The following is a 24317-nucleotide window of genomic DNA, read 5'->3' on the forward strand; positions in this document are numbered from 1 at the left end:
CCGGGCGGCAGGCTAGCGGATCGCCCCGTCACCCGACTGGAGATATTATACTTTGCGTACCCAGTTGCCAAAAAGAAAAAGGCCGCCGGATTTGGCGGCCTTTGATGGGCATGGAAAGTGGGAAGGCTCGTTCTTTACGCGCCGCGCAAGCGCCTGCGAAACTCACCGGCGACGGCGGTAAGTGGAGACAAGTACAATGCTATGTCGTCCTTCACCATTCCGGTAAGGCTTCGCGCTTCAGCTTTGGTGTTCGCCATGGTCTTTGCTTTCCCATGGACCTTCGTCACCTCGACAATCCTCGACGACCCCTTGTGAGGCGAACCAGCGAAGACGTTTCGTCTAATCTGTCGTTTGCTGCTGCTCTTCTTCATCTCAGCCGTCCTTCATGGACCATGTGTCTTTCACGAACCGGTACGTGCGGATCATCAGGAAAAACACGAGACTTCCTACATCTAAGGCCAGAATCACGATTGCTACCAGATGAAAAACAATCGCTAGTAGCCATAGTTTCCGGAACTCGTCGAGATAATCTGCGGCTAGCTCCAGCCCAGCCGATACGGCACCAGCTCCAAGGAACATCAGACCGCCTGTGACCAAGTGAAACATGAAATGCTTAACTAGGTCAAAATCCTTATTGGGGGCCATTCGCAAGCCTAGCCCTATTTATATTTTTTATTTGTCTTTTCAATGTCTTGGTCGCCAAACTTGTCGGAATCAATTGCGTGAAAATGACGCTAGCAGAGGTTGAGCGAATTGTAACGCGCCCGTGACTTAACCTTTCGTGGAAGGTGGATGTTCTCTCGAATTTTGGGTAATGCCTCAGTTTGAAATCAGTGAGGCTTTGGAGTGTCTTTCGGCGCTGGCACGCTAGCGTTCGGGTCAATACCGCAGCGCTTGGTTTGATAGCCATGCCAATCGATACCGATCCCCTTTTTCTTTGCGGGGTGGCTGAATTCCGCTTTGTACTGCGCCCGGCATTCCTCCATGGTCATGGCGTTGGCGGACGAAGTGAACAAGCCGATCACAGCAACGATAACCAGACGATCCATGGAAATCTCCCCATCTTGCAAAGCTTAAGAGGCCGAAATTGCCCGCTTCTTGTATGGCCCGCGCTTCTTCGGCTCGCCCTCGCGCTTGTCGATTAAAGTTACAATATCGCTCATTTCCATCGGCGATGAAACAAGTCCCGCAGCCATCGCGGGCGTCATGCGCAATGTCTTGTGCTGCTTGATGAAGTTGTACCAAACGAAGTACAGCGCCAGCGCGTGGTAGTGGTTCTCGACCTTCTTAGAGAAGGCGTTCGTTAGACGCGTAAACCGACGCATTGACATGCGCATGGTGAGGTTCTGGCGCTCCACGAATGACGTGGAGACGTGCTTGATACTGGGCGGAGCCGAGAACCAGGTCGCGGTCAACGAATTTCAAACTGACGCACGACCGAATTTTGACCTTTCATAGGTCGCTTTACTTGACGTACCCAATGAGCCGATATATAGTTGGTTCATAAGGGAGAATCGTCATGAAATCGGTCATTTCAGCCAAGCACTTCCACGACGAAGAGGCCGCTTACGCCTTCGTTGAAGCGCGCCTGTGGCCGAATGGGCCGGTTTGCCCGCATTGCGGCGGCGCGGATCGCATTTCCAAGATGGGCGGAAAGAGCACCCGCATTGGCACCTACAAGTGCTACCAGTGCCGCAAGCCGTTCACCGTGAAGGTTGGCACCATCTTTGAAGCCAGCCACGTCCCCATGCGCCATTGGCTGCAGGCGATCTTCCTGATGACCTCCAGCAAGAAGGGCATCAGCAGCAACCAGCTTCACCGCACCCTTGGCTGCACCCTCAAAACCGCTTGGTTCATCTCGCATCGCATCCGCGAAGCCATGCGCGTCAACGGCCTGATGATGCCGCCAATGGGCAGCGGCGGTAAGATCGTGGAAGCGGACGAGACCTTCGTTGGCTTCGTCGAAGGCCAGCCCAAGACCGGCCGTCAGGCGTGGTCGAACCGCAACGTCGTTTTTACCCTCGTTGAGCGCGGCGGTTCCGCACGCAGCTTCCACGTTGATGGCGTGCGCGCTGGCGATCTGATGCCCATCATCAAGGAAAATCTGAGCCGCGAAGCGCAACTCATGACCGACGAAATGTACACCTACAAGTACGCCGCCAAGTCTGGCGCCGTTGCCAGTCATGACACTGTGAACCACAGCAAGGACGAATACGTTCGCCGCGAAGCTGGCCGTCTTATCACCACCAACACGGTTGAGGGCTACTACAGCATCTTCAAGCGCGGCATGAAGGGCATCTACCAGCATTGCAAAGAGAAGCATCTGCACCGATATTTGAGCGAGTTTGATTTCCGCTACAGCAACCGTATCGCGACCGGTTACGACGATCTGGCGCGGGCGGAAAAAGCGCTCAAGGGTGTTCGCGGAAAGCGCCTGACCTATCGAACGACTAATCAGTGAGACCGCACCATATGGCCCCAAAAGCAGGCGTGCCAAAAAAGAAAAAGGCAAAGCCTAAGCTGACTGACAAAGAGCAATCCGAGCGATTCAAGAAAATCGCTCGGGAGCTTGGCGTTGATGAGAGCGGCGAAGAATTCGACAAGCGGTTTGACAAGATTGCGCGGGCAAGGAAGGAAGGCTAGCGCCATCGGATGCGCTTGCCCCTCTCTTCCAACCCTCCCGTTGCCAAGCGGTTCATGAAAACCTCGACATCACTGATGACGCGCAATGCCGTCCGCTCATCGTATGAGCCGCGAGTATGGGACACGTAATTTCTGAATTCGTCTTTGAATCCCTGGAATGAACGCAAAGACCCTCGATAGAATTCCAAGAATCTATCCTTTAACGGACCCTTGGTAATCGCGCTGGCGTCGCGCTCGAATGCCTTCTCTGCTTCGGTAATCAGTTCATTCCATTGCTGCCAAGCTACCGGACCTTTTCTAAAGATTACTCGACGCTCCATAACGAGCGCGCGCAGGCCGATTTCCACGCATCTCATTGCGTGGAACACCGCAGCAGTGTTCCGTCCTAGAGCGTAGCAGGTGTTTGCTTCGATCATATCCTCGTTTGCGGATTTGAAGGCCTGTTTGGCTTCCTGCCCTAGACCCAAACCATAAAATGGCTTCTTAATCGGGGCCACTCTGTGGAACCACTGCTCCATGAGCTCTCGTTCCAATACAGCGATAAGCCCATCGACGCGATCGACTAACTTGGCCGGGTCGTCGGCATATTTTGCGTCAAGCATTTGAAGGTGGAAGGCGTCGAATTGGCGCGCAACCACATCCATGTCGATCTCTCGGCAAAGCTGAGCAAGCCTACTTGCCGCTATAGTTAGGGCCCCGTACCAAACGCCTAAATCTTTTCCATTTCGGACGTTCATTGAAAGCTGCCTCAATGAACGCGTTTCGCTGATGGCATTTCCCGCCCAGCGATCAAATGTTCGGCTAATTGCCATAAAGCGCCCCAACCGGAGGAAATGCGATCCCCGGCGCTACTCATGGTAGCGCCTCCGGTTGGGTACGGGAAGTACAATATCCCCCACCCGACTAGCGGAACGGATGCAGAATACGGACCGGGAACGCCCGGGTATCTGGATCGTCCTGCGCCTTGCCTAGCTCGCGCCGGGCCACGGCTGCCGCCTGCGTCAAATCGATCGAGCCGAAAGTCTCACTAAGATACCGATCACATTAGGAATAGACTGTCCTGATGCCTCCGCTCCCGAAGAGACGGAGATGAGGCAGTGACGGCTCGCGGCACTTGAAGGCCGCTGGAGCTCCTCTCAGGTGGCCACAACTCCCCTGAGATCAGGCGTTGCGGACGAACGCGCAAATCTCGCCTGTAACGCCGTGCACCACGCGCACTCCGCGAGCGGATAGATCGCTGAAAAACGCGAGGAGTAGCGTTTGCATTTGAGAGGAGCAGCACATGGCAATTCAAGTACCAAGCGATTTTCGCCGCGTGATTGTCGCTGCGTCAGTGGGAAACATCATTGAATGGTACGACTTTTATATTTTTGGCAGCCTGGCCGCCGTTCTTTCGGTCAAGTTCTTTGAGCAATCCCACCCCGTCGCAGCCCTGCTGAGCACGATCGCGCTGTTCACTGCGGGATTCCTGATCCGCCCGCTGGGGGCCTTCCTGTTCGGATGGATGGGCGATCGGGTCGGCCGCAAATATACATTCCTCATTACGCTGAGCGGAATGGGCCTGGGAACGGGAGCGATCGGACTGATCCCAACTTATCAGTCGATCGGCCTGACGGCCGCATTCGTTCTGTTCGGCTTGCGGATGATCCAGGGTCTCTGCCTGGGCGGCGAATATGGCGGCGCCATCACCTACGTCGCCGAGCATGTTCCGGACGACAGCCGCGGCTACTACACGGGCTGGCTACAAACCTCGCCGACGCTCGGGATCGTGGTGTCGCTGGCGGTGATCGTTCTGACCCGAACCTGGGCCGGCAATCAGGCCTTTGACGAATGGGCGTGGCGCGTACCGTTCCTGGTCTCGTTCGTGCTGGTGGCCATCGCCATCTACATCCGCCTGCAGCTCCAGGAGACGCCGATTTTCCAGGAGATCAAGGCACAGGGACAGATGACCAGGAATCCCTGGCGGGAAGCCTTCCTCAGCGCCAACATCAAGTACATCCTGATCGCTATCGTCGTCCTGATTGGACAGGGCGTGGTCTGGTACAGTGGTCAATTCTGGGCACTGTACTTCCTGCAGCAGGTCTCCAAGGTCGATGCGGTTACCTCGGCCTACATCGTGGGAGCCGCATTGTTGATCGCAACGCCGAGCCTGATCTTCTTTGGTTGGCTGTCGGATCAGATCGGCCGCAAGTCCGTGATCCTCGGAGGAATGCTGCTTGCCGCGATCACCTACTATCCGCTGTATCTGTGGCTCGGCATGGTCACGCAGCCGGGACACATCAACTATCCGGTCGCCGTCTTCATCATCTTCATCCTCGTCTGCTATGTCGGGATGGTGTACGGGCCGGTCGGCGCGTTCTTGGCGGAGTTTTTCCCGGCCAGGATCAGGTACACCTCGGTCTCGGTGCCGTATCATATCGGCAATGGTTGGGGCGGCGGATTGGTGCCGTTCATCACATCAGCCGCCTTCGCGGCGACCGGCAGCATCGGCTATGCGCTGATCTACCCGATTGTCGTTCCCGCAGTGTGCTTCGTGATCGCCGTTTTCATCATGCCCGAGACACGCAAGACCAGAATTTGGGAGCAGATCGAGGCGAAAGCCGCATCGTGACGGAGTCACCTTGCTGACGGGCGACTACAGCTCCGTTCCGACGGGATCGGAACGGGACTCTAGAATCTTGTCTCGATGCGTTTTCCTTACGCGAGCCGCTATCCACGTCGCTCGAAAGCGCTCTCACCCTGCAGCAGGCGCCATGGCCGCCGTCCAGCGAGTGCGGGACGACGCTTCTGAATCGTCCCACACCCGCCGTCTCTGGCGAGATGTCTCTGCAGAACCTGCATCGGGCGGCAGAGGGGATCCCGCGCCACGCAAATCCCCGCTCCGGCCGCCTTTGGTTGGCGGTCAGGCCAACGTCTCAGTCAGCTTCCTCTCAGCCAGCTCGGTGATGCCAGCGATCGTGCCACCAGGTGGCGAAATCACGATCCATCGTCAGCTCCCAGCACGCGAGCACGATCACCGCGACGCCGGCGAGCACGCTGCTCGTCGTGACCGATCCCTGCTGGTAGCCGAACGTCCAGGGTGCCACCACCAGAGCCAACCCCATCAGCATCTCGCCCCATTCCTCCAGATAGGACGGAATGATGAATGCCTCCAGGGCGAACAGCACGACGCCCAATCCGAGCGCGATGGAGATCCAGAGAGCTGCCCCGGAAAAGCCCAGTGCAAACGGCGATGCGACCAGCCAGGCGCCTACCAACAGGCTGGCAGCATCCTGCCAGTGTTGAATGCGCATGATCCTCACCTCCTTCTTCCGAAGACATGGTGCGGCGCGGGCAAAAAAGCATCTGTCCGACCTGCGATGTGTTGCCGCTGCTGATCCGCAAGCCGACGACCGTCCGGGCGCCCGGAAGCCGCGCTCCGCAGCCTACGACCTTGGTCCCTCCTCGCAATGCAGCGCGATCCGGATAGCCTGCGAGTTGGGTGCAGCCGCGAGGCGCCCGGCCCCGCGCACTCTCCCTGACTACGAGGGCCCGCCGGCCCTCGACTTTTTGCGTCAGCTCCAGCGCTGAGCCTAGATCAGCGGCGTCTGCGACGAGACGTGGTGGCAGACGATCTTCCAGTCGCCGTCCTCGCGCGCGATCACCCAGGTGATCTTGACGGCGAGCGAGGGCGCATCGCCGTCGAGGAAGAATGACGCGATGCCCGCCATGTTGACGAGATCGGCGTTGACCCGCTCTGCCCTGACATCGCTGAATTGAACGCGCGGCGCGCGCCAGCGCGGCAGACCGTCAAAGTAGGCTTTGACGCCGTCGCGGCCGCGATACAGCGTCGGGTTCGAGCCGAAGAAGAACGCGCTCTTCGAATAGAGCGCGCTTAACGCATTCGCATCGAGCCTGCTGAAACCCGCCGACCATCTGGCGATGATGGCGGAGACGATCTCGTCGGATTCATCAGGCATCGATCCCCCGTCCGCTTGTCCGCTCGGGACGCGCTTCCTCTCGGCTAGCCCTTGCCGCCGACTTCCTTGGCGAAGGTGTCGCGCAGGCCGATGGTGCGGTTGAACACCAGCCGGTCCGGCGTCGAATCCGCATCGCGCACGAAATAGCCCTGCCGCTCGAACTGCACCGGATCGGGCGAATTACTCTCGGCGATCGCCGGCTCGACGTGCGCATCCTTCAGCACTTCGAGCGACTGCGGATTGAGGTCGGCGGCGAAATCGGCCGCGTTCGGGCTCGGATTGGCGAACAGCTGGTTGTAGATACGGACCTCCGCCGGCTTCGACTGCGCCGCCGGCAACCAGTGCATCGTCGCCTTGACCTTGCGGCCGTCGGGCGCGTTGCCGCCCTTGGTTAGGGGATCGTAGGTCGCGCGGAGTTCGACGATCTCGCCGGCGTCGTTCTTCACCACGCCGGTGCATTTGATGAAGTAGGCATAGCGCAGCCGCACCTCGTTGCCGGGCGAGAGGCGGTAGAACTTCTTCGGCGGATTCTCCATGAAGTCGTCGCGCTCGATATAGAGCTCGCGGCCGAACGCGATCTTGCGGGTGCCGGCTTCCGGATTGTCGGGATGGTTGATCGCCTCGATCTCCTCGACCTGCCCTTCCGGATAATTCTCGATCACCACCTTGAGCGGCCGCAGCACCGCCATCCGGCGCAGCGCCGTGCGGTTCAGCTCCTCGCGGATGCAGAATTCGAGCATCCCGACATCGACCACGCTGTTGGCCTTGGCGACGCCGATGCGCTTGATGAATTCGCGCACCGCGGCCGGCGGCACGCCGCGCCGCTTCAAGCCGGCAATGGTCGGCATGCGCGGATCGTCCCAGCCCGAGACGTGGCCGTCACGGACGAGCTGGGTCAGCACGCGCTTGGACAGCAGCGTATAGGTCAGGTTGAGCCGTGCCATTTCGTACTGGCGCGGCTTCGAAGGCACCGGCAGCTTGTCGAGCAGCCACTCATAGAGCGGGCGGTGATCCTCGAACTCCAGCGTACAGATCGAATGGGTGATGCCCTCGATCGCGTCCGACTGGCCGTGCGCGTAGTCGTAGCTCGGATAGATCGACCATTTGTCGCCGGTGCGCGGATGATGGGCGTGCAAGATGCGGTAGAGCACCGGGTCGCGCAGGTTGATGTTGCCCGCGGCCATGTCGATCTTGGCGCGCAGCACGCGGGCGCCATTCGAGAACTCCCCGGCCTTCATGCGGCGGAACAGGTCGAGGTTCTCCTCGACCGAGCGGTCGCGGAACGGCGAGTTCTTGCCGGGCTCGGTCAGCGTGCCGCGGGAAGTGCGGATCTCCTCCTGGGACTGATCGTCGACATAGGCATAGCCGGCCTTGATCAGGCCCTCGGCCCAATCGTACAGGCGCTCGAAATAGTCCGACGCATAGAACAGGTTGGCTCCCCAGTCGTAGCCGAGCCAATGGACGTCGGCCTGGATGGAGTCGATGTACTCCTGCTCCTCCTTGGTCGGATTGGTGTCGTCGAAGCGCAAATTGCACTGGCCGCCGAACTCCTGCGCGATGCCGAAATTCAGGGCAATCGACTTGGCGTGGCCGATATGCAGGTAGCCGTTCGGCTCCGGCGGGAAACGGGTCACGATCCGGTTGTGCTTGTGGGAGGAGAGATCGGCCTGGACGATGTCGCGGATGAAGTCGCGCCCTGCCTCTGCCGTCGTGTCAGTCGTCATCAAAGGGTTCCCTGGAGGAGTCAGCTCAACCTTCTGCCAAATTCGTGCCGTCCGGCCAAGTCTGGTTTCAAGCCTGGTTTCAAGTCTGGTTTGAGGCCTGGTTTGGTGGGCAAAAGGTCAGCCGGGGGTTTAGTTATGTCCGGTTCCTGATATACACCACCGCCGTCTCAGCATACGTCTCGCTCGATCATGACCAAACCCGTCGTTACCCGCTTCGCCCCCTCACCGACCGGCTTCCTCCATATCGGAGGTGCCCGCACCGCGCTGTTCAACTGGCTCTATGCCAGGAAGCTCGGCGGCAAGATGCTGCTCCGGATCGAGGACACCGACCGTGAGCGCTCGACCAAGGAGGCGATCGACGCCATCCTGGACGGCCTGAAGTGGCTCGAGCTCGATTGGGACGGCGAGGTCATCTACCAGTTCAGCCGCGCTGCCCGCCATCGCGAGGTCGCCGAGAGCCTGCTCGCCGCCGGGCGCGCCTATTACTGCTATGCCTCGCCGGAAGAGCTCACCGCGATGCGCGAGAAGGCGCGCGCCGAGGGCCGCACCCGCCTCTATGACGGCATGTGGCGCGACCGCGATCCGGCCACGGCGCCCGACGGCATCAAGCCGACCATCCGCCTCAAGGCGCCGCAGACCGGCGAAACCGTGATCGAGGACCAGGTGCAGGGCCGCGTGGTCTGGCAGAACGAGAACCTCGACGACCTCGTCCTGCTGCGCGGCGACGGCACCCCGACCTACATGCTCGCGGTCGTGGTCGACGACCACGATATGGGCGTCACTCACATCATCCGTGGCGACGACCACCTGATCAACGCCGCGCGTCAGAAGCAGATCTACGACGCGCTGGAGTGGGAACTGCCGAGCATGTCCCACATTCCGCTGATCCACGGTCCCGACGGCTCGAAACTGTCGAAGCGCCATGGCGCGCTCGGCGTCGACGCCTACCGCGCGCTCGGCTACCTGCCGGCCGCCTTGCGCAACTACCTCGTCCGGCTCGGCTGGAGCCATGGCGATCAGGAGATCTTCTCGACCCAGGAGATGATCGACGCGTTCGACCTCTCGGGCATCGGCCGTTCTGCGGCACGGTTCGATTTCGCCAAGCTGGAGAACCTCAACGGTCACTATATCCGACAGAGCGACGATCAATCCCTCGTGACCCAGTTCGAGAGCGTGCTGGATTATGTTCCCGAGGGCGCCGCGCTGAAGGCCAAGCTCAACGACACCACCCGCGCGCAATTGCTGCGGGCGATGCCGAGCCTGAAGGAGCGCGCCAAGACGCTGATCGAGCTGATCTCGGGCGCCTATTTCATCTTCGCCGATCGTCCGCTCGCGCTCGATCCGAAAGCTGTGGCGCTGCTGACGCCGGAAACGCGTGCGTTGATCGGCCGCCTGCGCACCGCGCTGGAAGCCGTCAACGACTGGACGGCGGAAACCACCGAGACCGCGATGCGGAATTTCGCCGAGCAGAACAACCTGAAACTCGGCGCCGTCGCCCAGCCGCTTCGGGTGGCACTGACGGGACGCACGACGTCGCCGGGCATATTCGACGTGCTGGCCGTGCTGGGACGCCAGGAGTGCCTTGCCCGCCTCGCCGATCAGGCGGCGTGATCCTGCATGGACCCCCTCCAGGGTCCATCTTGCAGCGCACATGGCAATGAGCTACCCAATCCCGGACGCTTTCTCCACAAGCCGTTCCGCCCCGCCATGGGCCGCAATTTAGCGACTGGGCAAGGTCGGTTTTCGCAACGAATTCATCGGGGATATCACGATGGACGCAAAATCCAGCAAGACAGCCACACTCACCATCGGCAACAAGAACTACGATTTCCCGATCCTGAGCGGCACGGTTGGGCCTGATGTCATCGACATCGCCAAGCTCTACGGCCAGGCCGGGGTGTTCACCTACGACCCCGGCTTCACCTCGACCGGCAGCTGCCAGTCGAAGATCACCTACATCGACGGCGACGCCGGCGTGCTCGAGTACCGTGGCTATCCGATAGAGCAGCTCGCCGAGCACGGCGACTTCCTCGAGACCTGCTACCTGCTGCTGTACGGGGATCTTCCGACCCCGGCGCAGAAGAAGGACTTCGACCATCGCGTGATCCATCACACGATGGTGCATGAGCAGATGGCGCGGTTCTTCCAGGGCTTCCGCCGCGACGCTCATCCGATGGCGATCATGGTCGCCGCCGTCGGCGCGCTCGCCGCGTTCTATCACGACTCCACCGACATCAACGATCCGCGTCAGCGCATGATCGCCTCGATGCGGATGATCGCGAAGGTGCCGACGCTGGCGGCGATGGCCTACAAGTACACGGTCGGCCAGCCCTTCGTGTATCCGAAGAACTCGCTCTCGTTTGCCGAGAACTTCCTCAACATGTGCTTCGCGGTGCCCTGCGAGGACTACAAGATCAACCCGGTGCTCGCCGACGCGCTCGACAAGATCTTCATCCTGCACGCCGACCACGAGCAGAACGCCTCGACCTCGACGGTACGCATCGCCGGCTCGTCGGGCGCCAACCCGTTCGCCTGCATCGCGGCAGGCATCGCCTGCCTGTGGGGCCCGGCGCATGGCGGCGCCAACGAGGCCGCGCTCAACATGCTCTACGGCATCGGCAAGGTCGAAAACATTCCGGACTTCATCGCCAAGGTGAAGGACAAGAACAGCGAAGTTCGCCTGATGGGCTTCGGCCACCGCGTCTACAAGAACTACGATCCGCGCGCCAAGATCATGCAGAAGATGTGTCACGCGGTGCTGAAGGAGACCGGCCACGGCGACGATCCGATGCTCAAGGTCGCGATGGAGCTCGAGAAGATCGCGCTCAGCGATCCCTACTTCATCGATCGCAAGCTCTACCCGAACGTCGACTTCTATTCGGGCATCACGCTGAAGGCGATGGGCTTCCCGGTCTCGATGTTCACCGTGTTGTTCGCGGTCGCCCGCACCGTCGGCTGGATCAGCCAGTGGAGCGAGATGATCGAGGACCCGCAGCAGAAGATCGGCCGTCCGCGCCAGCTCTATACCGGCGTCGCACGCCGCGACTATGTGCAGATCGACAAGCGCAAGTAAGCTGCATCGCTGAAGAGAATCCGGGACGGCGCCATCATTCCTGATGGCGCCGTTTTCGTTTGCCCCGCGCGACTTCGGTCGCGATCGCGTCAAGGCGCGGCAGCCAGAACGCCCTGAACCGGTCGAGCCAGTCGTCGACCTCGCGCAGCCGCGCCGGCTCGACCGCATAGATGCGGCGCGTGCCCTCGGCGCGCACCGACGCGAAACCGGCGTCGCGCAAGATCCGCAGCTGCTGCGACACCGCCGACTGGGTGATGCCGAACTCGCGCTGCACGACCGCAACGACGTCGCCCGAACTGTGCTCGCCGGTCGCAAGCAGTTCCAGGATGCGCCGGCGGACGGGATCGCCGAGGATGTCGAAGGCGTGCAAGGTCGCTAAAGCGCGATGAGACTGCATCGTCATCCCGCTTTAGCTCTTTGCTTGAGCATGATCTCCGCGCAAACGCTTCGCGTTTGTCGCGAGGGAAAACCGCTTCACACTTTTCCGGATCATGCTCTAGCCTCCGCTCCCCGGCTCCGGCTCGCCGCAATAGGCCGCCGTGGTGTTTGCGGCCGATCTGCGCGCCGCAGCCTCCTCGGTGCCCGCCGCGATCGAGGCCCTGCACCAGTCCTCGCTGGCGCGGCGGATGAATTCCTTGCCGTCGCCGGTGGCTGGCCAGGCGGACGCGGCGGCGCGGTCGAATTCCTCGCCGGGCGGCATGGCCAGATAGAGCGCGAGCCCTAGCAGCGCGAGATCCCAGCCGACGCCGACCGCACCGGCCCCGTAGCGGTCCCAGAAGTCGCCCTCGATCACCGAGAGGTGTTCCAATTCCAGGCGCGTGGCGTCCGGGCCATTCTCGGCCAGCGTGACGCTAACCCAGCTGACCGTGCCCATGGACTCCCACGTGACGGCAAGCCGGCGCGGTGGCTCACACGTCGTGATCTCGCCGCCCGCATGGCCCTGGAACTGATAGCGGCCGCCAAGCCTCAGGTCGCCCGAGATCGGCAGGAACCAGCGCGGAATGCGTTCGGGGTTGGTCAGCACATCCCAGAGATCGGCAATGTCGGTGTCGTAGCTGCGGGTCGCGATCACCGCCCGGGCCGGCTTGCCGTCGCGTTCCCGGAAGGCGACTTCGCGAATGACGGCTCCGAGATAGGCGACCGGGTCGATCTTCATGGCATGCTCCGTCCTAATATTAGCTATTGCTAATATTAGGACGGTCTAAATATTCAGCGCAAGCGAGATCCTTGCGGCGGGATGTCGCCACTGAACTGAACGAGGACACGATCGATTGGCTAGGCCGAACGGCGGCCCATTTCCGCCAGCACGATGTCGGCGGCGCGGACGCTCGGCGGCTGGTCGCCGGTCGACATCTTCCCGTCCATCGTCGCGAACCCCACGAGCTGCCGCAGACGATCGGGCGAATCCGCAAGCACGTCGCCCAGCGCCGCCGCGAGCTTGTCCGGCGTGCAGTCCTCCTGCAGGAACTCGGGAATGATATCGCTGCCGATCACGAGATTGGCGAGGATCACCGAGGACACCCGGATCGCGCGGCGCAGGATGAACGCCTCGGCGGCGCCGACGCGATAGGCCGTCACCATGGGAATCCCTGACAGCGCGAGCTCCAGCGTCACCGTGCCCGACTTCGCGAGCGCAGCGCGGGCGACACGGAACGCGGCGCGCTTCTCGGTCTCGCCGATCGCGAGCCGCGGCACCACCGGCCACGACGCGACTCCCTCGCGCACCATCGCCTCGAGATGCGGCATGGTGGGAAGCACGAGCTCGAACGGCGTTTGCTTGTTGAGCTGGCCGAGCGCTGTGCCGAACAGCGCCAGATGATGCCTGATCTCGCTGCGCCGGCTTCCGGGCAGCACCAACAGCACCGGAGGCTGCGCATCGCGCCGCTTCTGCTCGTCCTCGTTCGGCCGCAGCGAGGCGAGCTGCTCGGTCAGGGGGTGGCCGACATAGCTGCACGGCGGTCCCTGCAGCTTGCGATATTCCTCCGGCTCGAACGGCAGCAGCGCGAGCACGTGGTCGACATAGCCCTGCATCGCGCGCGCCCTGCCCGGCCGCCAGGCCCAGACCGACGGCGACACGTAGTCGACGATCGGAATGTTCGGATTGCGGGCGCGGACACGACGGGCGACGCGGTGGGTGAAATCGGGGCTGTCGATGATGACGAGCATGTCAGGCGCGTCGGCGAGCACGGCATCGGCGGTGCGCCGGATCAATCGCAGGATTCTCGGCAATTGCTTCACGACGGCGGCAAAGCCCATGATCGAGAGCTCTTCGATCGGAAACAGCGGGACGATTCCCTGAGCAGTCATCGCCCGGCCGCCGACGCCGGAAAACTGCACGGCATCGCCGAGCCGCTGGCGCAGCACCTGCATCAGTGCCGCGCCGAGGCGGTCGCCGGATTCCTCGGTCGCGATGAGGAAGATCTTGCGAGCGGTGCTGGGGCTGCGCTCCTGCATCAGCCCGCCAGCCCGATGACAAACAGCCCCTTGGCGTCGGCGGCCTCGACCAGGGCCTGCGGCTCGGCGGCCAGCGTATTGCCGGCGATCACGGCGATGCCGGCGATACCGGCTGCTGCCGCGCCCTCGACCGTCCGCGGGCCGATGGTCGGCAGATCAAAGCGCAGATCCTGCCGGCTCTTCGGCGCCTTCACCAGCACGCCGCGGCCGGCCTTGGCGCGAATGCGGCCCTCGGCGCGCAGCCGCGCGACGCGCGCGAGCAGCCCGTCGGTACCCTCGATATCCTCGACCGCTACCACATGACCGTCGATCACCACGGCCGCCTGACCGATGTCGAACGGGCCGAGCGCGTCAAGCACGCCGCGTCCGCGCGCGATGTCGGCGAGTGCCGTGCCGTCGGGCGCCGCGCGCGTCACGGCACCCTCCGGCATCAACAGATCGGGCGCGACATCCTTGATCCCGACCATGCGGAAGCCCTGCTGCTCGAGGATGCGGCCAACGCTCGACAGCAAATGATCGTCGCCGCCGCGAAATGCGCGCACGACGTGGCCGAGCAGGCGCAGCGTGCCCCAGTCGAGCCGGATCTCCGACAGCGCGGGCCGCACCAGGGTGCCGATGAAGATCAGATCGCGGCAGCCTTCGTCGCGGAACAGCCGGGTCGCCCGCCCGAGCTGGCCGACCGAGATCCAGCGGTGACGAAACCGCTGCGCGCGCGCCGGATCGCAGGCGCCGCGCAGCGCGAACAGCACTGGCGTGATGCCGCGCGCAACCAGGGAGTCGGCGACCGCGAACGGCATGGCGCCGCCGCCGGCGATGACGCCGACCGGCGAGGAAAGCGAGGGAGCCGCTGACGTCATGCTGGCGGCCATCCCCTGCTCAATTGGTATCGGCGGGAAGGCAGAGCGGGCGCAGCTTGCCGCCCTCGATGAAGGCCAGGATTTCCGCAATCGCCGGATCCTCGCCCGCCAGCGGCTGCACCGAAGCGAGCCGCTCGGCGAAGATGCCGGGACCGTGGAACAGCTTTTGATAGAACGCGCGCACCGTCGCCAGCCGCGCCTTGGTGAACTGGCGGCGCCGCATGCCGATGATGTTGAGTCCTTCGAGAACCGCGTACTGACCGTTGGCGAGGCCGAACGGGATGATGTCGCCGCGCACGCCGCAGACGCCGCCGATCATCACCTGCGAGCCGACGCGGGTGAACTGGTGCACAGCCGACAGGCCGCCGATATAGACGAAGTCGCCGATCTCGCAGTGGCCGCCGAGCGTCGCCGACGTCGCGAAGATCACGCCATTGCCGACCATGCAGTCATGGCCGACATGGCTGTTGTTCATGAAGAAGCCGCGATCGCCGACGCGCGTGAGCCCGCCGCCCTTGACCGTGCCGACATTCATCGTCACGCCCTCGCGGATCGTGCAGGCTTCGCCGACTTCGAGGCGGGTCGGCTCGCCGCGATAGCTGAGATCCTGCGGCGGCCCGCCGAGCGCTGCGAACGGCGAGATGATGCAGCCGGCGCCGATCCTGGTATGCCCGCTGATCGTGACATGCGCGATCAGCTTGCAGTTCTCACCGAGCACGACGTTGGGGCCGACGATGCAGTACGGACCGATCTCGGTGCCGGCCCCGATCACAGCGCCATCGGCAATCCGCGCAGTCGGGTCGATCATGCTCATGAAATTTCGGTCCGGAATTCGTTAATGGCGCCAAGGTGCTATCGAGGCGCCAGCCTATCGATTGGGGCGGTCGTTAGCGCGACTTTGCCCGCCCTGTCCAGTGACGTATGATGACGGCCTGTTGCAAGAGAAGGTCGCAACCGAACCATGGTCCGGGCCGCCGCGCTGATCCTCAGCCTGCTCTCTGCGCCAATCGGCCCGGAGACGGTCGATCTCGGCAACAGCACGGCGGTCGATCTCTCGAGCTTCGAATGCCACGACATCAACCGCAGCACGATCGTCCAGCGGGTCTGCTACAGCACGGATCAACGCGCGCTGCTGGTGGCGGTCAGAGGCAGCTACCAGCATTATTGCGGCGTCCCTGCCGAAACCTACGACGCGCTGATGAACGCACCGTCGATGGGCATCTTCCTCAATCGCGTCCTGCGGATCGCGGGCGCGGACGGCCGCTACACCTGCACCACGTCGTGAGACCGGCGCGGCCTAATCCGTCAGCATCGCACCGACATCGGCTTCGGCGACGACCTGACCGTTGACCTTGGCATCGCCGTGAAACCACCACATCGTCTTGCGCCGGCCGAGCGAGCGCATGTGATACTCGATGGTGTCGCCGGGCATCACCGGCTTCCGGAACTTGCACTTGTCGATGGTGAGGAAATACACCGCGCGCGGCTTCTCGGTGCCCTCGACCGACTTGATGCCGATGACGCCGGCGGTCTGGGCCATCGCCTCGATCATCATCACGCCGGGGTAGACCGGGCGATCCGGGAAGTGACCCTGGAACGGCGGCTCGTTGAAGGTGACGTTCTTGATGCCGATGCCGCTGTAGTCGGTGCGGATCTTGATCACCCGGTCGATCAGCAACATCGGAAAGCGATGCGGAAGCGTCTTCAGGATATCGTTGATATCCACCAGCTCGAATTTGACCGGTGCCTCCTCCATCACTCCTGCCCCTCACCTTTGGCTTCGTTGTCGCGCACCAGACGCTCCACTGCGATAATTTCCCTGAACCACTGCTTGGTCGGCTTGGCGAAATGCCCGCCCCACCGACCGTTGGCCGGGATATCGTCCTTGACCGCGCTCATCGCCGTCACCTGGGCGCCGTCGCCGATCTTGAGGTGGTTGTTGATGCCCACCTTGGCGCCGAGCGCGACATTGTCGCCGATGGTCAGGCTGCCGGCGAGCCCGATCTGGGCCGCCAGCAGGCAGTGCCGGCCGATCGTCACATTGTGGCCGATCTGGACCTGATTGTCGATTTTGGTGCCCTCGCCGATCACGGTGTCGCGCAGGGAACCGCGGTCGATGGTCGAGGCGGCGCCGACCTCGACATTGTTCTGGATCACCACGCGACCGGTCTGCGGCACCTTCACATGGCCGGCCGGCCCGAAGAAGATGAAGCCGTAGCCGTCCTGGCCGATATTGCAGCCGGGATGGATCAGGACGTTGTTGCCGATCAGCGCGAACTGAATGGTGGTCTTGGCGCCGACATTGCAGTCGCGGCCGATCTTGACATCGGCCCCGATCACCGCGCCGGCGCCGATGATGGTGCCCGAGCCGATCTCGACCCGCGGGCCGATCACGACCAGCGGATCGACGATGACGCCGTCCTCGAGGCGCGCGGTGGGATCGATGATCGCCGACGGCGCGATCCCCTCGGTGTCGAACCAGGATTGCGGCCGCAGGGCATCGGCGTGCCATTCGCGGGCGAGCTCGACGAACACCGGGAACGGCTTCGCCGCCCGCAGCACGGCCGTGCCCTTCGGCACCTGCGCCTCGAAGCGCGGGCTGACCAGACACGCCCCGGCCTTGGTCGCGGCAAGCTGGTCGGCGTATTTCAGATTGTCGAAAAAGGCGAGATGCATCGGACCGGCCTCGTCGAGCGAGGCCAGCCCCCTGATCTGAAGCGCGCCCCTTTCGGGGTCGACCAGTTGCGCCTTCGTCAGCGCGGCTATTTCAGCCAGCGATGACGAAGGAGGACTCTTGTAGAAGATCGGCTGCGCCATTCCATCCGTCGCAGTCCGGTTGGCAATCGGTCTTAGAACGTCGTACCGCCGCCAAACCGGAATTCTTGCGTGCGGTCAAACGCACCCTTGGTCAGCGGCACCGCGTAGTCGAAGCGCAGCGGGCCGAACGGTGACTGCCAGATCAGGCCGACACCGACCGAGGTGCGGACAACCTTGCTGTCGTCGTAGCTCAGGCCAAGGCACGTACCCGGAGACGGCGGATTGTTCGTCGGCCTGACACAGCCAGGCACGTTGACTTCGCCGGTCGCCGCCCACGAGGTCGGGCCCTGGTAGTCGTACAGCCCGCCGGCGTCGGCATAGACCGCGCCCTTGAGCCCGACTTCCTTCGGCAGGAACCAGAACGGCATCTGCAGTTCCGCCGACACGCCCCAGTACTTGGTGCCGCCGATGGCGTCCATGGTGCCGTACGGGTTGATGTCACGCGGACCGATACCGTTCGGCGCGAAGCCGCGGACCAGGTTCGGGCCCATCTGGAAGTGATCGAGCATGCGCAGATCCGAAGTCCCGAGCTTGTTCAGGATGCCGCCCTGGGCGTGGATCACGCCGACGATGTCGGAGACCAGCGGGGTGTAGTACTTCGCGTCGATCGCGGTCTTGATGTAGCTGACGTCACCGCCAACGCCGGCGAAGTCCTGCTTGAAGTCGACGATCAGACCGTCGGTCGGGTTCTTGTTGTTGTCGAGCGTGTTGTAGTTGAGCGTGTAACCCAGTGCCGATGTGAGGGTCTTGCCGCCCGCCAGCTCCTTGCGGACCGGCAGCGAGGCTTCGCCGTCAAAGAAGCAGCCGAGACCATTGGTCGACACCAGGCTGATCCCGTTCAGGTTCGCATAGGCCGGGCTCGGATTGAACGCGGGGTTGGGCGTTCCATCCGGCAGGGTCGGCACGTTGTTACAGTTGTTCAGCGTCGACGGCAGGGTGATTTCCTGCTGGTAGATCGAGTAGCGCAGCTGCAGCGACAGATCTTCCCGCAGGCTGAAGCCGAGCCGCGGGCTGAAGCCCAGCGTCTTGGTGCCGTAGGCGATGTAGCTGTTGGACAGCTGCTGGCGCTGATAGAGGTCGAGGCCGAGCGCGACGCGGTAGTCGAGCAGATAGGGCTCGACGAACGACAGCGAGTAGCCGCGGGCATACTGGCCGTAGGTCACCGACGCCTTCGCGTACAGGCCGCGGCCGAGCAGGTTGCGCTCGGAGACGCTGACTTCGGCCAGCGCGCCGTCCGTGGTCGAGTAACCGCCCGACACCGAGAAGTCGCCGGTCGATTTCTCCTCGAGATCGACGATCAGGATGACGCGATCGCTGGAGGAACCCGGCTCGGTGGTGATCTTCACCGTCTTGAAGAAGTCGAGGTTCTTCAGCCGGCGCTCGGCACGGTCGACCAGCGCACGGTTGTAGGCGTCGCCTTCCGAGATATCGAACTCGCGGCGGATCACGTAGTCGCGGGTACGGCTGTTGCCGCGGATGTTGATGCGCTCGATATAGGTGCGCGGACCTTCGTCGATAGCGAAGGTGATCGACACCGTGTGATTGTCGAAGTTGCGATCACCGCGCGGCCGGACCACCGCGAAGGCGTAGCCGCGGCGCGATGCCTCGATCTGCATCTCCTCGACCGACTTCTCCAGCGCCTCGGCGTTGTAGAGCGAGCCGACATTGACGCGCGAGTAGGTGCGCAGCGCGTTCGGGTCGAGCGTTGCGATCGACGACGTATAGTTGACCGACGCGACGCGGTACTGCTGGCCTTCCTCGATCTTGAAGGTAACCAGGAAGCCCTTCTTCTCGGGATCGTATTCGGTCAGCGCGGCCACGACCTGGACGTCGGCATAGCCGTTCTTGAGATAGAAGCGACGCAGCAGGTCGCGATCGGCCTCGACCCGGTCGGGATCGTAGACGTCGTTGCCGCCGAGGAAGCTCAGGATGTTCGATTCGCGGGTCTTGATGACGTCGCGCAGACGGGACGCCGAATAGGCGCTGTTGCCGATGAACTCGATCGACCGGACGCCGGTCTTCACGCCTTCATTGACCTCGAAGATCAGGTCGACGCGGTTGTTCGGCTGCTCGATGATCTGCGGATTGACCCGCACGTCATAGCGGCCGGACCGACGGTAGATTTCGGCGATGCGCAGGGCGTCCGACTGGACCATCGGGCGCGAGAACGTGCCGCGCGGCTTGGACTGAACTTCAGCGGTGAGCTGCTCGTCCTTGATCTTCTTGTTGCCCTCGAAGGCAACGCGGCCGATCACCGGGTTCTCGACCACGACCACGACGAGGCGCCCGCCCCGCTGGTCGATATGGACGTCCTGAAACAGGCCGGTCTCGATCAGCGCCTTCAGACCGTCGTCGATCTGGGCCTGGGCCAGCCGACCGCCCGGTCCGGGATGGAAGTAGGAGCGGATGGTTTCAAGCTCGACACGGCGGTTCCCCTCCACCGTGATCGAATCGACGGTCTGCGCCGACGCAGGCACAGACACAGCTACGGTCGCCAAGGTGGCAACCACCGGCGCGGCGAACATGACCAAGGCGGCGAACAGCCCCCCCCTCACTCGCATTCCAAACATCATGCGCAATGCGCCCTTATCTTAACGATGCCAGATCGTTCCCCAACGACCCGACAGATTCCCAACCTGCCGCTCAGCTTGTAACCAAATTTGCCAAGGGGGCAAACTTACTAGAGCTGAACATTTCCATTTTCGTTCCAAGACGTTGCCCATTGGCAACGCCACAAAAAAGCCCGTTTCAGGACCCGGCGATCCTGAGGATGTCGTTATACGTCGCAAACACCATCAGCATCAGGACCAGACCCAGCCCGATTCGGAAACCCACCTCCTGCGTCCGCTCCGAGAGCGGGCGTCCCCGCAGCGCCTCCGCGCTGTAGAAAAGCAGGTGTCCGCCATCCAAAAGCGGGATCGGAAACAGGTTCAGCAGGCCGATCGAGACCGACAGGATGGCGCAAAGGTTGATCACGAACTGGAACCCGGCGCTCGCGGCCTGCCCCGACAGCTTCGCGATTCCAATGACGCCGCTCACCTCGGCCGGATTGCCGGTTCCAACGAACAGCGACCCCAGGAACTTGAACGTGCTGGAAATGATGTACCAAACCTGCTCGACGCCGATCTTGAGGGCCTCCAGCACGCCGACCGAGGCGCTGGTCGCTTCGCCGACCTGAGCCTTGTGCTCGATTCCGAGCACGCCGATTCGGTGGGCATTGCCGAAGGGGTCTTTGACCTCCCGGAGCGCCGGCGTCGCCTTGAGCGCGACAATCGCACCATCGCGCTTCACCTTGAATCCAAGCTCTGAACCAGCATTCGAAGCTACAATCCGCTGCATGTCGGCGAAGCTCTGGATCGCGCTGCCGTCGATATCCACGACGACATCGCCGACCTTGAAGCCGGCGTTCGCGGCGACGCTTTCGGCCACTAGGCCGTCGACCCGGGCAATCGTGCTCGGCTTGCCGTAGTAGAGCGCCATGCCCGCGAAAATCAGGGCGCCGAGAATGAAGTTCGCCACCGGGCCGGCCGCAACGATGGCGGTGCGCTTTCCGACCGATTTGTGATGGAAGCTGCCTTCACGCTCTTCCGCCGTCATGGCGGCGAGCGTCTCGGTGGACGGCGTCGAAGCCTCGCTGTCGTCGCCGAAGAATTTGACGTAGCCGCCGAGCGGAATCGCCGAGATCTTCCAGCGCGTGCCATGCCGGTCGTTGAAGCCGGCGAGCTCCGGGCCGAAGCCCAGCGAGAACGTCAACACCTTCACGCCGGCCCAGCGCGCGACCAGGAAGTGGCCGAGCTCATGGAAGAAGACGACGATGGTCAGGACGAAGAGAAAGGGAACGATGGTACCGAGAAGCCCATGACTCAACGCATTGATACTATGAATAAAATACTCGGGCATTCGATTTTCCCTCGACAAGAGCCAAAGGCTCCGTCCCCAACCCTCTAGGTTGCCTTTAAGGCAATTTGAGGCAATAGGGCGGCAGCTTTATTTCGCGCGATATGGTCAACGGAAATCGCATCATCCGCCGAGTGCAGTGGTGGCTGATTCCCTGACTTGATCCAATCGTTCATCGTCGCCTCGACCAGCCGGGCGATCGCGCCGAACTTGATCTTGCCGGCGATAAACGCGGCGACCGCGATCTCGTTCGCAGCGTTGTAGACCGTCGTCGCGCCGTGCCCCATCCGCAACGCCTCGTAGGCCAGCCGCAGCCCCGGGAAGCGCTCAAAATCCGGCGCCTCAAAGGTGAGCTGTCCGATCTTGGCGAGGTCGAGCTTGGCGGACGGGCCGACGACGCGGTCGGGCCAGCCGAGGCAATGCGCGATCGGGATCCGCATATCGGGCGTGCCGAGTTGGGCGACCACCGAGCGATCGGAGAACTCGACCATGCCGTGGATGATCGACTGCGGGTGCACCAGCACGTCGATTTCGTCGGGCGTCAAAGCGAACAGATAGGACGCCTCGATCACCTCGAGACCCTTGTTCATCATCGAGGCGGAATCGATCGTGATCTTCTGCCCCATGCTCCAATTCGGATGCTTCAGCGCCTGTTCCAGCGTCGCCTGCTCGATGTCGGCGGGCGCCCAGGTACGGAACGGGCCGCCGGACGCGGTGATGATCACCCGCGTCAGTTCCTCGCGGTTGCCGGAAGCCAGCGCCTGGAATAGCGCATTGTGCTCGGAGTCCGCCGGCAGGATGCAGGCGCCGGCCTTCCTGGCCCGCTCCATGAAGATATCGCCGGCACAGACCAAGCATTCCTTGTTGGCCAGCGCGACGGTGGCGCCACGATCGACCGCGGCAAGTGCGGGCTTCAGCCCGGCCGCGCCGCTGACCGCCGCCATCACCCAATCGGCCGGCCGCGCGGCCGCTTCGATGATCGCGCTCTCCCCGGCCCCGCATTCGGTCCGGGTTCCGGCCAGCGCGTCCTTCAGCTCCGAAAGCTTCGCCGGATCGGCAATGGCCGCGAACCGCGCGCCGAATTCCTTGGCCAGTTTGGCGAGGCCCTCGACATTGCTGTTCGCGGTCAGCGCCTCGACCCGGTAGCGGTCGCGCGCGCCACGCAGCAGATCCATAGTGCTGTCGCCGATCGAGCCGGTGGCACCGAGGACGGTTACGGTCCGCAGGGCGGATGCCGCCGCGGCCTTGTTGTTACGCAACGGAACTGCGCTCATCTCATCACCAAACCATAAGACCGCGCCCGACGCCATCGGCGCCACCACGGAGAAAGCCGAAAATCGCCGCCACAATGACGGCCGCAACAAATCCGTCCAGGCGGTCCAGGAGGCCGCCATGACCGGGAATGATGTGACTCGAATCCTTCACGCCGAACCGCCGCTTCACCGCGGATTCGAAGAGATCGCCAAGTTGCGAGACCACCGACAACACGGCGCCGAGCATCAAGAGCGGACCGGTCGAGCCGATCTCAAGGGCGGCAAAGCCGGCAGCGACCAGCAGGCTCGCCCCGAAGCCGCCAACCGCGCCCGCCCATGTCTTCTTCGGGCTGACCCGCACCCAGAGCTTCGGCCCGCCGATACTGCGGCCCGCGAAGTAGCCGCCGATATCGGTGACCCACACGATCAGCAACACGAACATCAGCGCGGCAAAGCCCTTCGCCGTGTCGAGGCGCAGCAGGACCGATGCAATCTCGGCCCCTGCCGCATAGAGCAGTCCCGCAATGGCCCAGTTGCGCCGCGCGCCGGACGTCAGTGCCACAACAACCGCACCGGCGGCGAGCACGATCAGGGCCGCATCGATACGGCCGGCCATCAGGCATAGCCCGGCGAACAGCAACGCGACCACGCCGGGCACCACGACACGGAGCTCGCGTCCGAGTCCGGTGACAACAAGCCATTCCGCGAACAATCCGGCCGCCGCCAATGTCACGAGGAGCGACCAGGCGACGCCGCCCATATAGGCCAGCGCGATCGCAACCGGCGCCAGCACCAGCGCCGCAATCACGCGCATCGCGAGATTGCGCGACCCCTCCTCGTTTGCTGCCGCCGGCGCGGCCTCGCCCTCGGTCACGATCCGGTTTTCGCAGCGAGCCCGCCGAACCGGCGCTCGCGCTTGCCGTATTCCGCAATCGCGCCTTCGAGCGCCGCCTTGTCGAAATCTGGCCAGTGAATCGGCACGAACACGAGTTCGCTATAGGCGGCCTGCCACATCAGGAAGTTGGACAGACGCTGCTCGCCGCTGGTGCGGATAATCAGATCCGGATCCGGAATGTCGGGCGCATCGAGATATTGCCCGAGCGTGTCGGCATCGATGGAGTTGGCGTCGCGCTTGCCTTCGGCAACCTCGCGCGCGAGGCGCCGCGCCGCGGCGGCGATCTCCGCCCGCGAACCATAGTTGAAGGCGACCACAAGGCTGAGCTTGACGTTGTTCTTCGTCAGCTCCTCTGCCTCGTTGAGCAGCGCGCAGATGTCGGCGTCAAGCCCGTCACGCTCGCCGATCACGCGCACCCGCACCCCGTCACGATGCAGCGTCGCCAGATCGTTGCGGATGAAGCGGCGCAACAGGCCGAACAGATCGCCGATCTCGCTCGCGGGCCGCGACCAGTTTTCCGAGCTGAAAGAAAAAATGGTGAGATAGACGATGCCGAGTTCATGGGCCGCACGCACCACGCGGCGCAGCGCTTCGACGCCGCGGCGATGGCCCTCGACGCGCGGCAGGCCGCGCGAAGCGGCCCAGCGCCCGTTGCCGTCCATGATGATGGCCACATGCAACGGACTGCCGGAGCGATCCGGTCCGTCAGCTGCTGGGGCGGCGGCGTTCGACATCGGCTCGTTCC

General features: G+C 63.0%; 24 protein-coding genes and 1 pseudogene. 6 read left to right on the top strand and 19 right to left on the bottom strand.

Going from position 1 to position 24317, the window contains the following annotated elements; all coding sequences use genetic code 11:
- Positions 1–372 precede the first annotated feature (372 nt).
- From ACVMB1_RS14055 to ACVMB1_RS14065, 3 genes and pseudogenes are all read right to left on the bottom strand, one after another.
- Positions 373–645, bottom strand: coding sequence for a hypothetical protein (locus tag ACVMB1_RS14055; RefSeq protein ID WP_456814426.1), 273 nt, complete (start codon positions 643–645; stop codon positions 373–375).
- Positions 646–830: 185 nt separating this feature from the next.
- Positions 831–1049, bottom strand: coding sequence for a hypothetical protein (locus ACVMB1_RS14060; RefSeq protein WP_456814427.1), 219 nt, complete (start codon positions 1047–1049; stop codon positions 831–833).
- A gap of 24 nt (positions 1050–1073) precedes the next feature.
- Positions 1074–1388 (bottom strand): annotated as a pseudogene (locus tag ACVMB1_RS14065) (IS1 family transposase); the annotation flags it as partial.
- A gap of 131 nt (positions 1389–1519) precedes the next feature.
- Between ACVMB1_RS14065 and ACVMB1_RS14070 the strand changes: the two are divergent.
- Together ACVMB1_RS14070 and ACVMB1_RS14075 are read left to right on the top strand one after the other, a co-directional pair.
- On the top strand, positions 1520–2461 hold the full coding sequence (locus tag ACVMB1_RS14070) for an IS1595 family transposase (protein WP_456814428.1): 942 nt from the start codon (positions 1520–1522) through the stop codon (positions 2459–2461).
- An 11-nt stretch (positions 2462–2472) separates the two neighbouring features.
- Positions 2473–2643 (top strand): hypothetical protein, encoded by a 171-nt coding sequence (locus ACVMB1_RS14075; RefSeq protein ID WP_456814429.1) that lies wholly within the window; start codon positions 2473–2475, stop codon positions 2641–2643.
- Here the strand turns inward: ACVMB1_RS14075 and ACVMB1_RS14080 are convergent.
- Positions 2640–3287, bottom strand: coding sequence for a HEPN domain-containing protein (locus tag ACVMB1_RS14080; protein WP_456814430.1), 648 nt, complete (start codon positions 3285–3287; stop codon positions 2640–2642). The two genes, ACVMB1_RS14075 and ACVMB1_RS14080, sit on opposite strands and share 4 nt — an antisense overlap.
- 638 nt (positions 3288–3925) lie before the next feature.
- On the opposite strand from ACVMB1_RS14080, the gene ACVMB1_RS14085 reads away from it, so the two are divergent.
- A complete protein-coding gene (locus ACVMB1_RS14085; protein WP_057016507.1) occupies positions 3926–5254 on the top strand; it encodes an MFS transporter in 1329 nt (442 codons plus the stop codon).
- A gap of 319 nt (positions 5255–5573) precedes the next feature.
- Here the strand turns inward: ACVMB1_RS14085 and ACVMB1_RS14090 are convergent, their stop codons facing one another.
- The 3 genes from ACVMB1_RS14090 to ACVMB1_RS14100 form a co-directional block, all read right to left on the bottom strand.
- Positions 5574–5936, bottom strand: coding sequence for an SPW repeat domain-containing protein (locus ACVMB1_RS14090; RefSeq protein WP_057016506.1), 363 nt, complete (start codon positions 5934–5936; stop codon positions 5574–5576).
- A gap of 279 nt (positions 5937–6215) precedes the next feature.
- Entirely contained in the window at positions 6216–6602 is a 387-nt protein-coding gene (locus ACVMB1_RS14095) for a YybH family protein (RefSeq protein WP_141342153.1), read from the bottom strand.
- Positions 6603–6646: 44 nt separating this feature from the next.
- Positions 6647–8326, bottom strand: a complete 1680-nt coding sequence (locus ACVMB1_RS14100; protein ID WP_456814431.1) for a glutamine--tRNA ligase/YqeY domain fusion protein — start codon at positions 8324–8326, stop codon at positions 6647–6649.
- 189 nt (positions 8327–8515) lie between these two features.
- Between ACVMB1_RS14100 and gltX the strand changes: the two genes are divergently transcribed.
- Positions 8516–9937, top strand: coding sequence for a glutamate--tRNA ligase (gene gltX, locus ACVMB1_RS14105; protein ID WP_057016504.1), 1422 nt, complete (start codon positions 8516–8518; stop codon positions 9935–9937).
- 160 nt (positions 9938–10097) lie between these two features.
- A complete protein-coding gene (gltA, locus tag ACVMB1_RS14110) occupies positions 10098–11399 on the top strand; it encodes a citrate synthase (protein ID WP_028339667.1) in 1302 nt (433 codons plus the stop codon).
- A 34-nt stretch (positions 11400–11433) separates the two neighbouring features.
- On the opposite strand, the gene ACVMB1_RS14115 is transcribed toward gltA, so the two are convergent.
- The 5 genes from ACVMB1_RS14115 to lpxA all read right to left on the bottom strand — a co-directional run bounded on the left by ACVMB1_RS14115 (position 11434) and on the right by lpxA (position 15524).
- Complete coding sequence (locus ACVMB1_RS14115) at positions 11434–11802, bottom strand: ArsR/SmtB family transcription factor (RefSeq protein ID WP_246786912.1); 369 nt, start codon at positions 11800–11802, stop codon at positions 11434–11436.
- A gap of 93 nt (positions 11803–11895) precedes the next feature.
- Positions 11896–12555, bottom strand: a complete 660-nt coding sequence (locus tag ACVMB1_RS14120) for an SRPBCC family protein (protein WP_076825392.1) — start codon at positions 12553–12555, stop codon at positions 11896–11898.
- 119 nt (positions 12556–12674) lie between these two features.
- A complete protein-coding gene (gene lpxB / locus ACVMB1_RS14125; protein WP_456848677.1) occupies positions 12675–13853 on the bottom strand; it encodes a lipid-A-disaccharide synthase in 1179 nt (392 codons plus the stop codon).
- The gene (locus tag ACVMB1_RS14130; RefSeq protein WP_456848679.1) at positions 13853–14710 is read right to left on the bottom strand and encodes an LpxI family protein; all 858 of its coding nucleotides are present in this window, start codon (positions 14708–14710) and stop codon (positions 13853–13855) included. Before ACVMB1_RS14130 ends, lpxB begins: the two co-directional genes overlap by 1 nt.
- A 19-nt stretch (positions 14711–14729) precedes the next feature.
- Complete coding sequence (lpxA, locus tag ACVMB1_RS14135) at positions 14730–15524, bottom strand: acyl-ACP--UDP-N-acetylglucosamine O-acyltransferase (protein WP_028334015.1); 795 nt, start codon at positions 15522–15524, stop codon at positions 14730–14732.
- Positions 15525–15671: 147 nt separating this feature from the next.
- Between lpxA and ACVMB1_RS14140 the strand changes: the two genes are divergently transcribed.
- Entirely contained in the window at positions 15672–15995 is a 324-nt protein-coding gene (locus ACVMB1_RS14140) for a KTSC domain-containing protein (protein WP_141342145.1), read from the top strand.
- Between the two features lie 12 nt (positions 15996–16007).
- Here ACVMB1_RS14140 and fabZ read toward each other — a convergent pair whose 3' ends face one another.
- The 7 genes from fabZ to ACVMB1_RS14175 form a co-directional block, all read right to left on the bottom strand.
- Positions 16008–16466, bottom strand: a complete 459-nt coding sequence (gene fabZ, locus ACVMB1_RS14145; protein WP_016841580.1) for a 3-hydroxyacyl-ACP dehydratase FabZ — start codon at positions 16464–16466, stop codon at positions 16008–16010.
- Positions 16466–17527: a UDP-3-O-(3-hydroxymyristoyl)glucosamine N-acyltransferase gene (lpxD, locus tag ACVMB1_RS14150; protein ID WP_076825386.1), complete on the bottom strand. Its 1062-nt coding sequence runs from the start codon at positions 17525–17527 to the stop codon at positions 16466–16468. The genes fabZ and lpxD overlap by 1 nt, the downstream gene beginning before the upstream one ends.
- A gap of 32 nt (positions 17528–17559) precedes the next feature.
- Positions 17560–20100: an outer membrane protein assembly factor BamA gene (bamA, locus tag ACVMB1_RS14155; RefSeq protein WP_057016498.1), complete on the bottom strand. Its 2541-nt coding sequence runs from the start codon at positions 20098–20100 to the stop codon at positions 17560–17562.
- Between the two features lie 175 nt (positions 20101–20275).
- A complete protein-coding gene (gene rseP / locus ACVMB1_RS14160; protein WP_028339659.1) occupies positions 20276–21427 on the bottom strand; it encodes an RIP metalloprotease RseP in 1152 nt (383 codons plus the stop codon).
- A gap of 44 nt (positions 21428–21471) precedes the next feature.
- The gene (dxr, locus tag ACVMB1_RS14165) at positions 21472–22698 is read right to left on the bottom strand and encodes a 1-deoxy-D-xylulose-5-phosphate reductoisomerase (RefSeq protein WP_225159012.1); all 1227 of its coding nucleotides are present in this window, start codon (positions 22696–22698) and stop codon (positions 21472–21474) included.
- 4 nt (positions 22699–22702) lie between these two features.
- On the bottom strand, positions 22703–23551 hold the full coding sequence (locus ACVMB1_RS14170; protein ID WP_456814434.1) for a phosphatidate cytidylyltransferase: 849 nt from the start codon (positions 23549–23551) through the stop codon (positions 22703–22705).
- Positions 23548–24306 carry an isoprenyl transferase gene (locus ACVMB1_RS14175; protein WP_057016496.1) on the bottom strand — a complete coding sequence of 253 codons (759 nt, stop codon included), beginning with the start codon at positions 24304–24306 and terminating at the stop codon, positions 23548–23550. Before ACVMB1_RS14175 ends, ACVMB1_RS14170 begins: the two co-directional genes overlap by 4 nt.
- Positions 24307–24317: the final 11 nt, after the last annotated feature.

The sequence above is a fragment of the Bradyrhizobium sp. USDA 4504 genome (assembly GCF_054063995.1).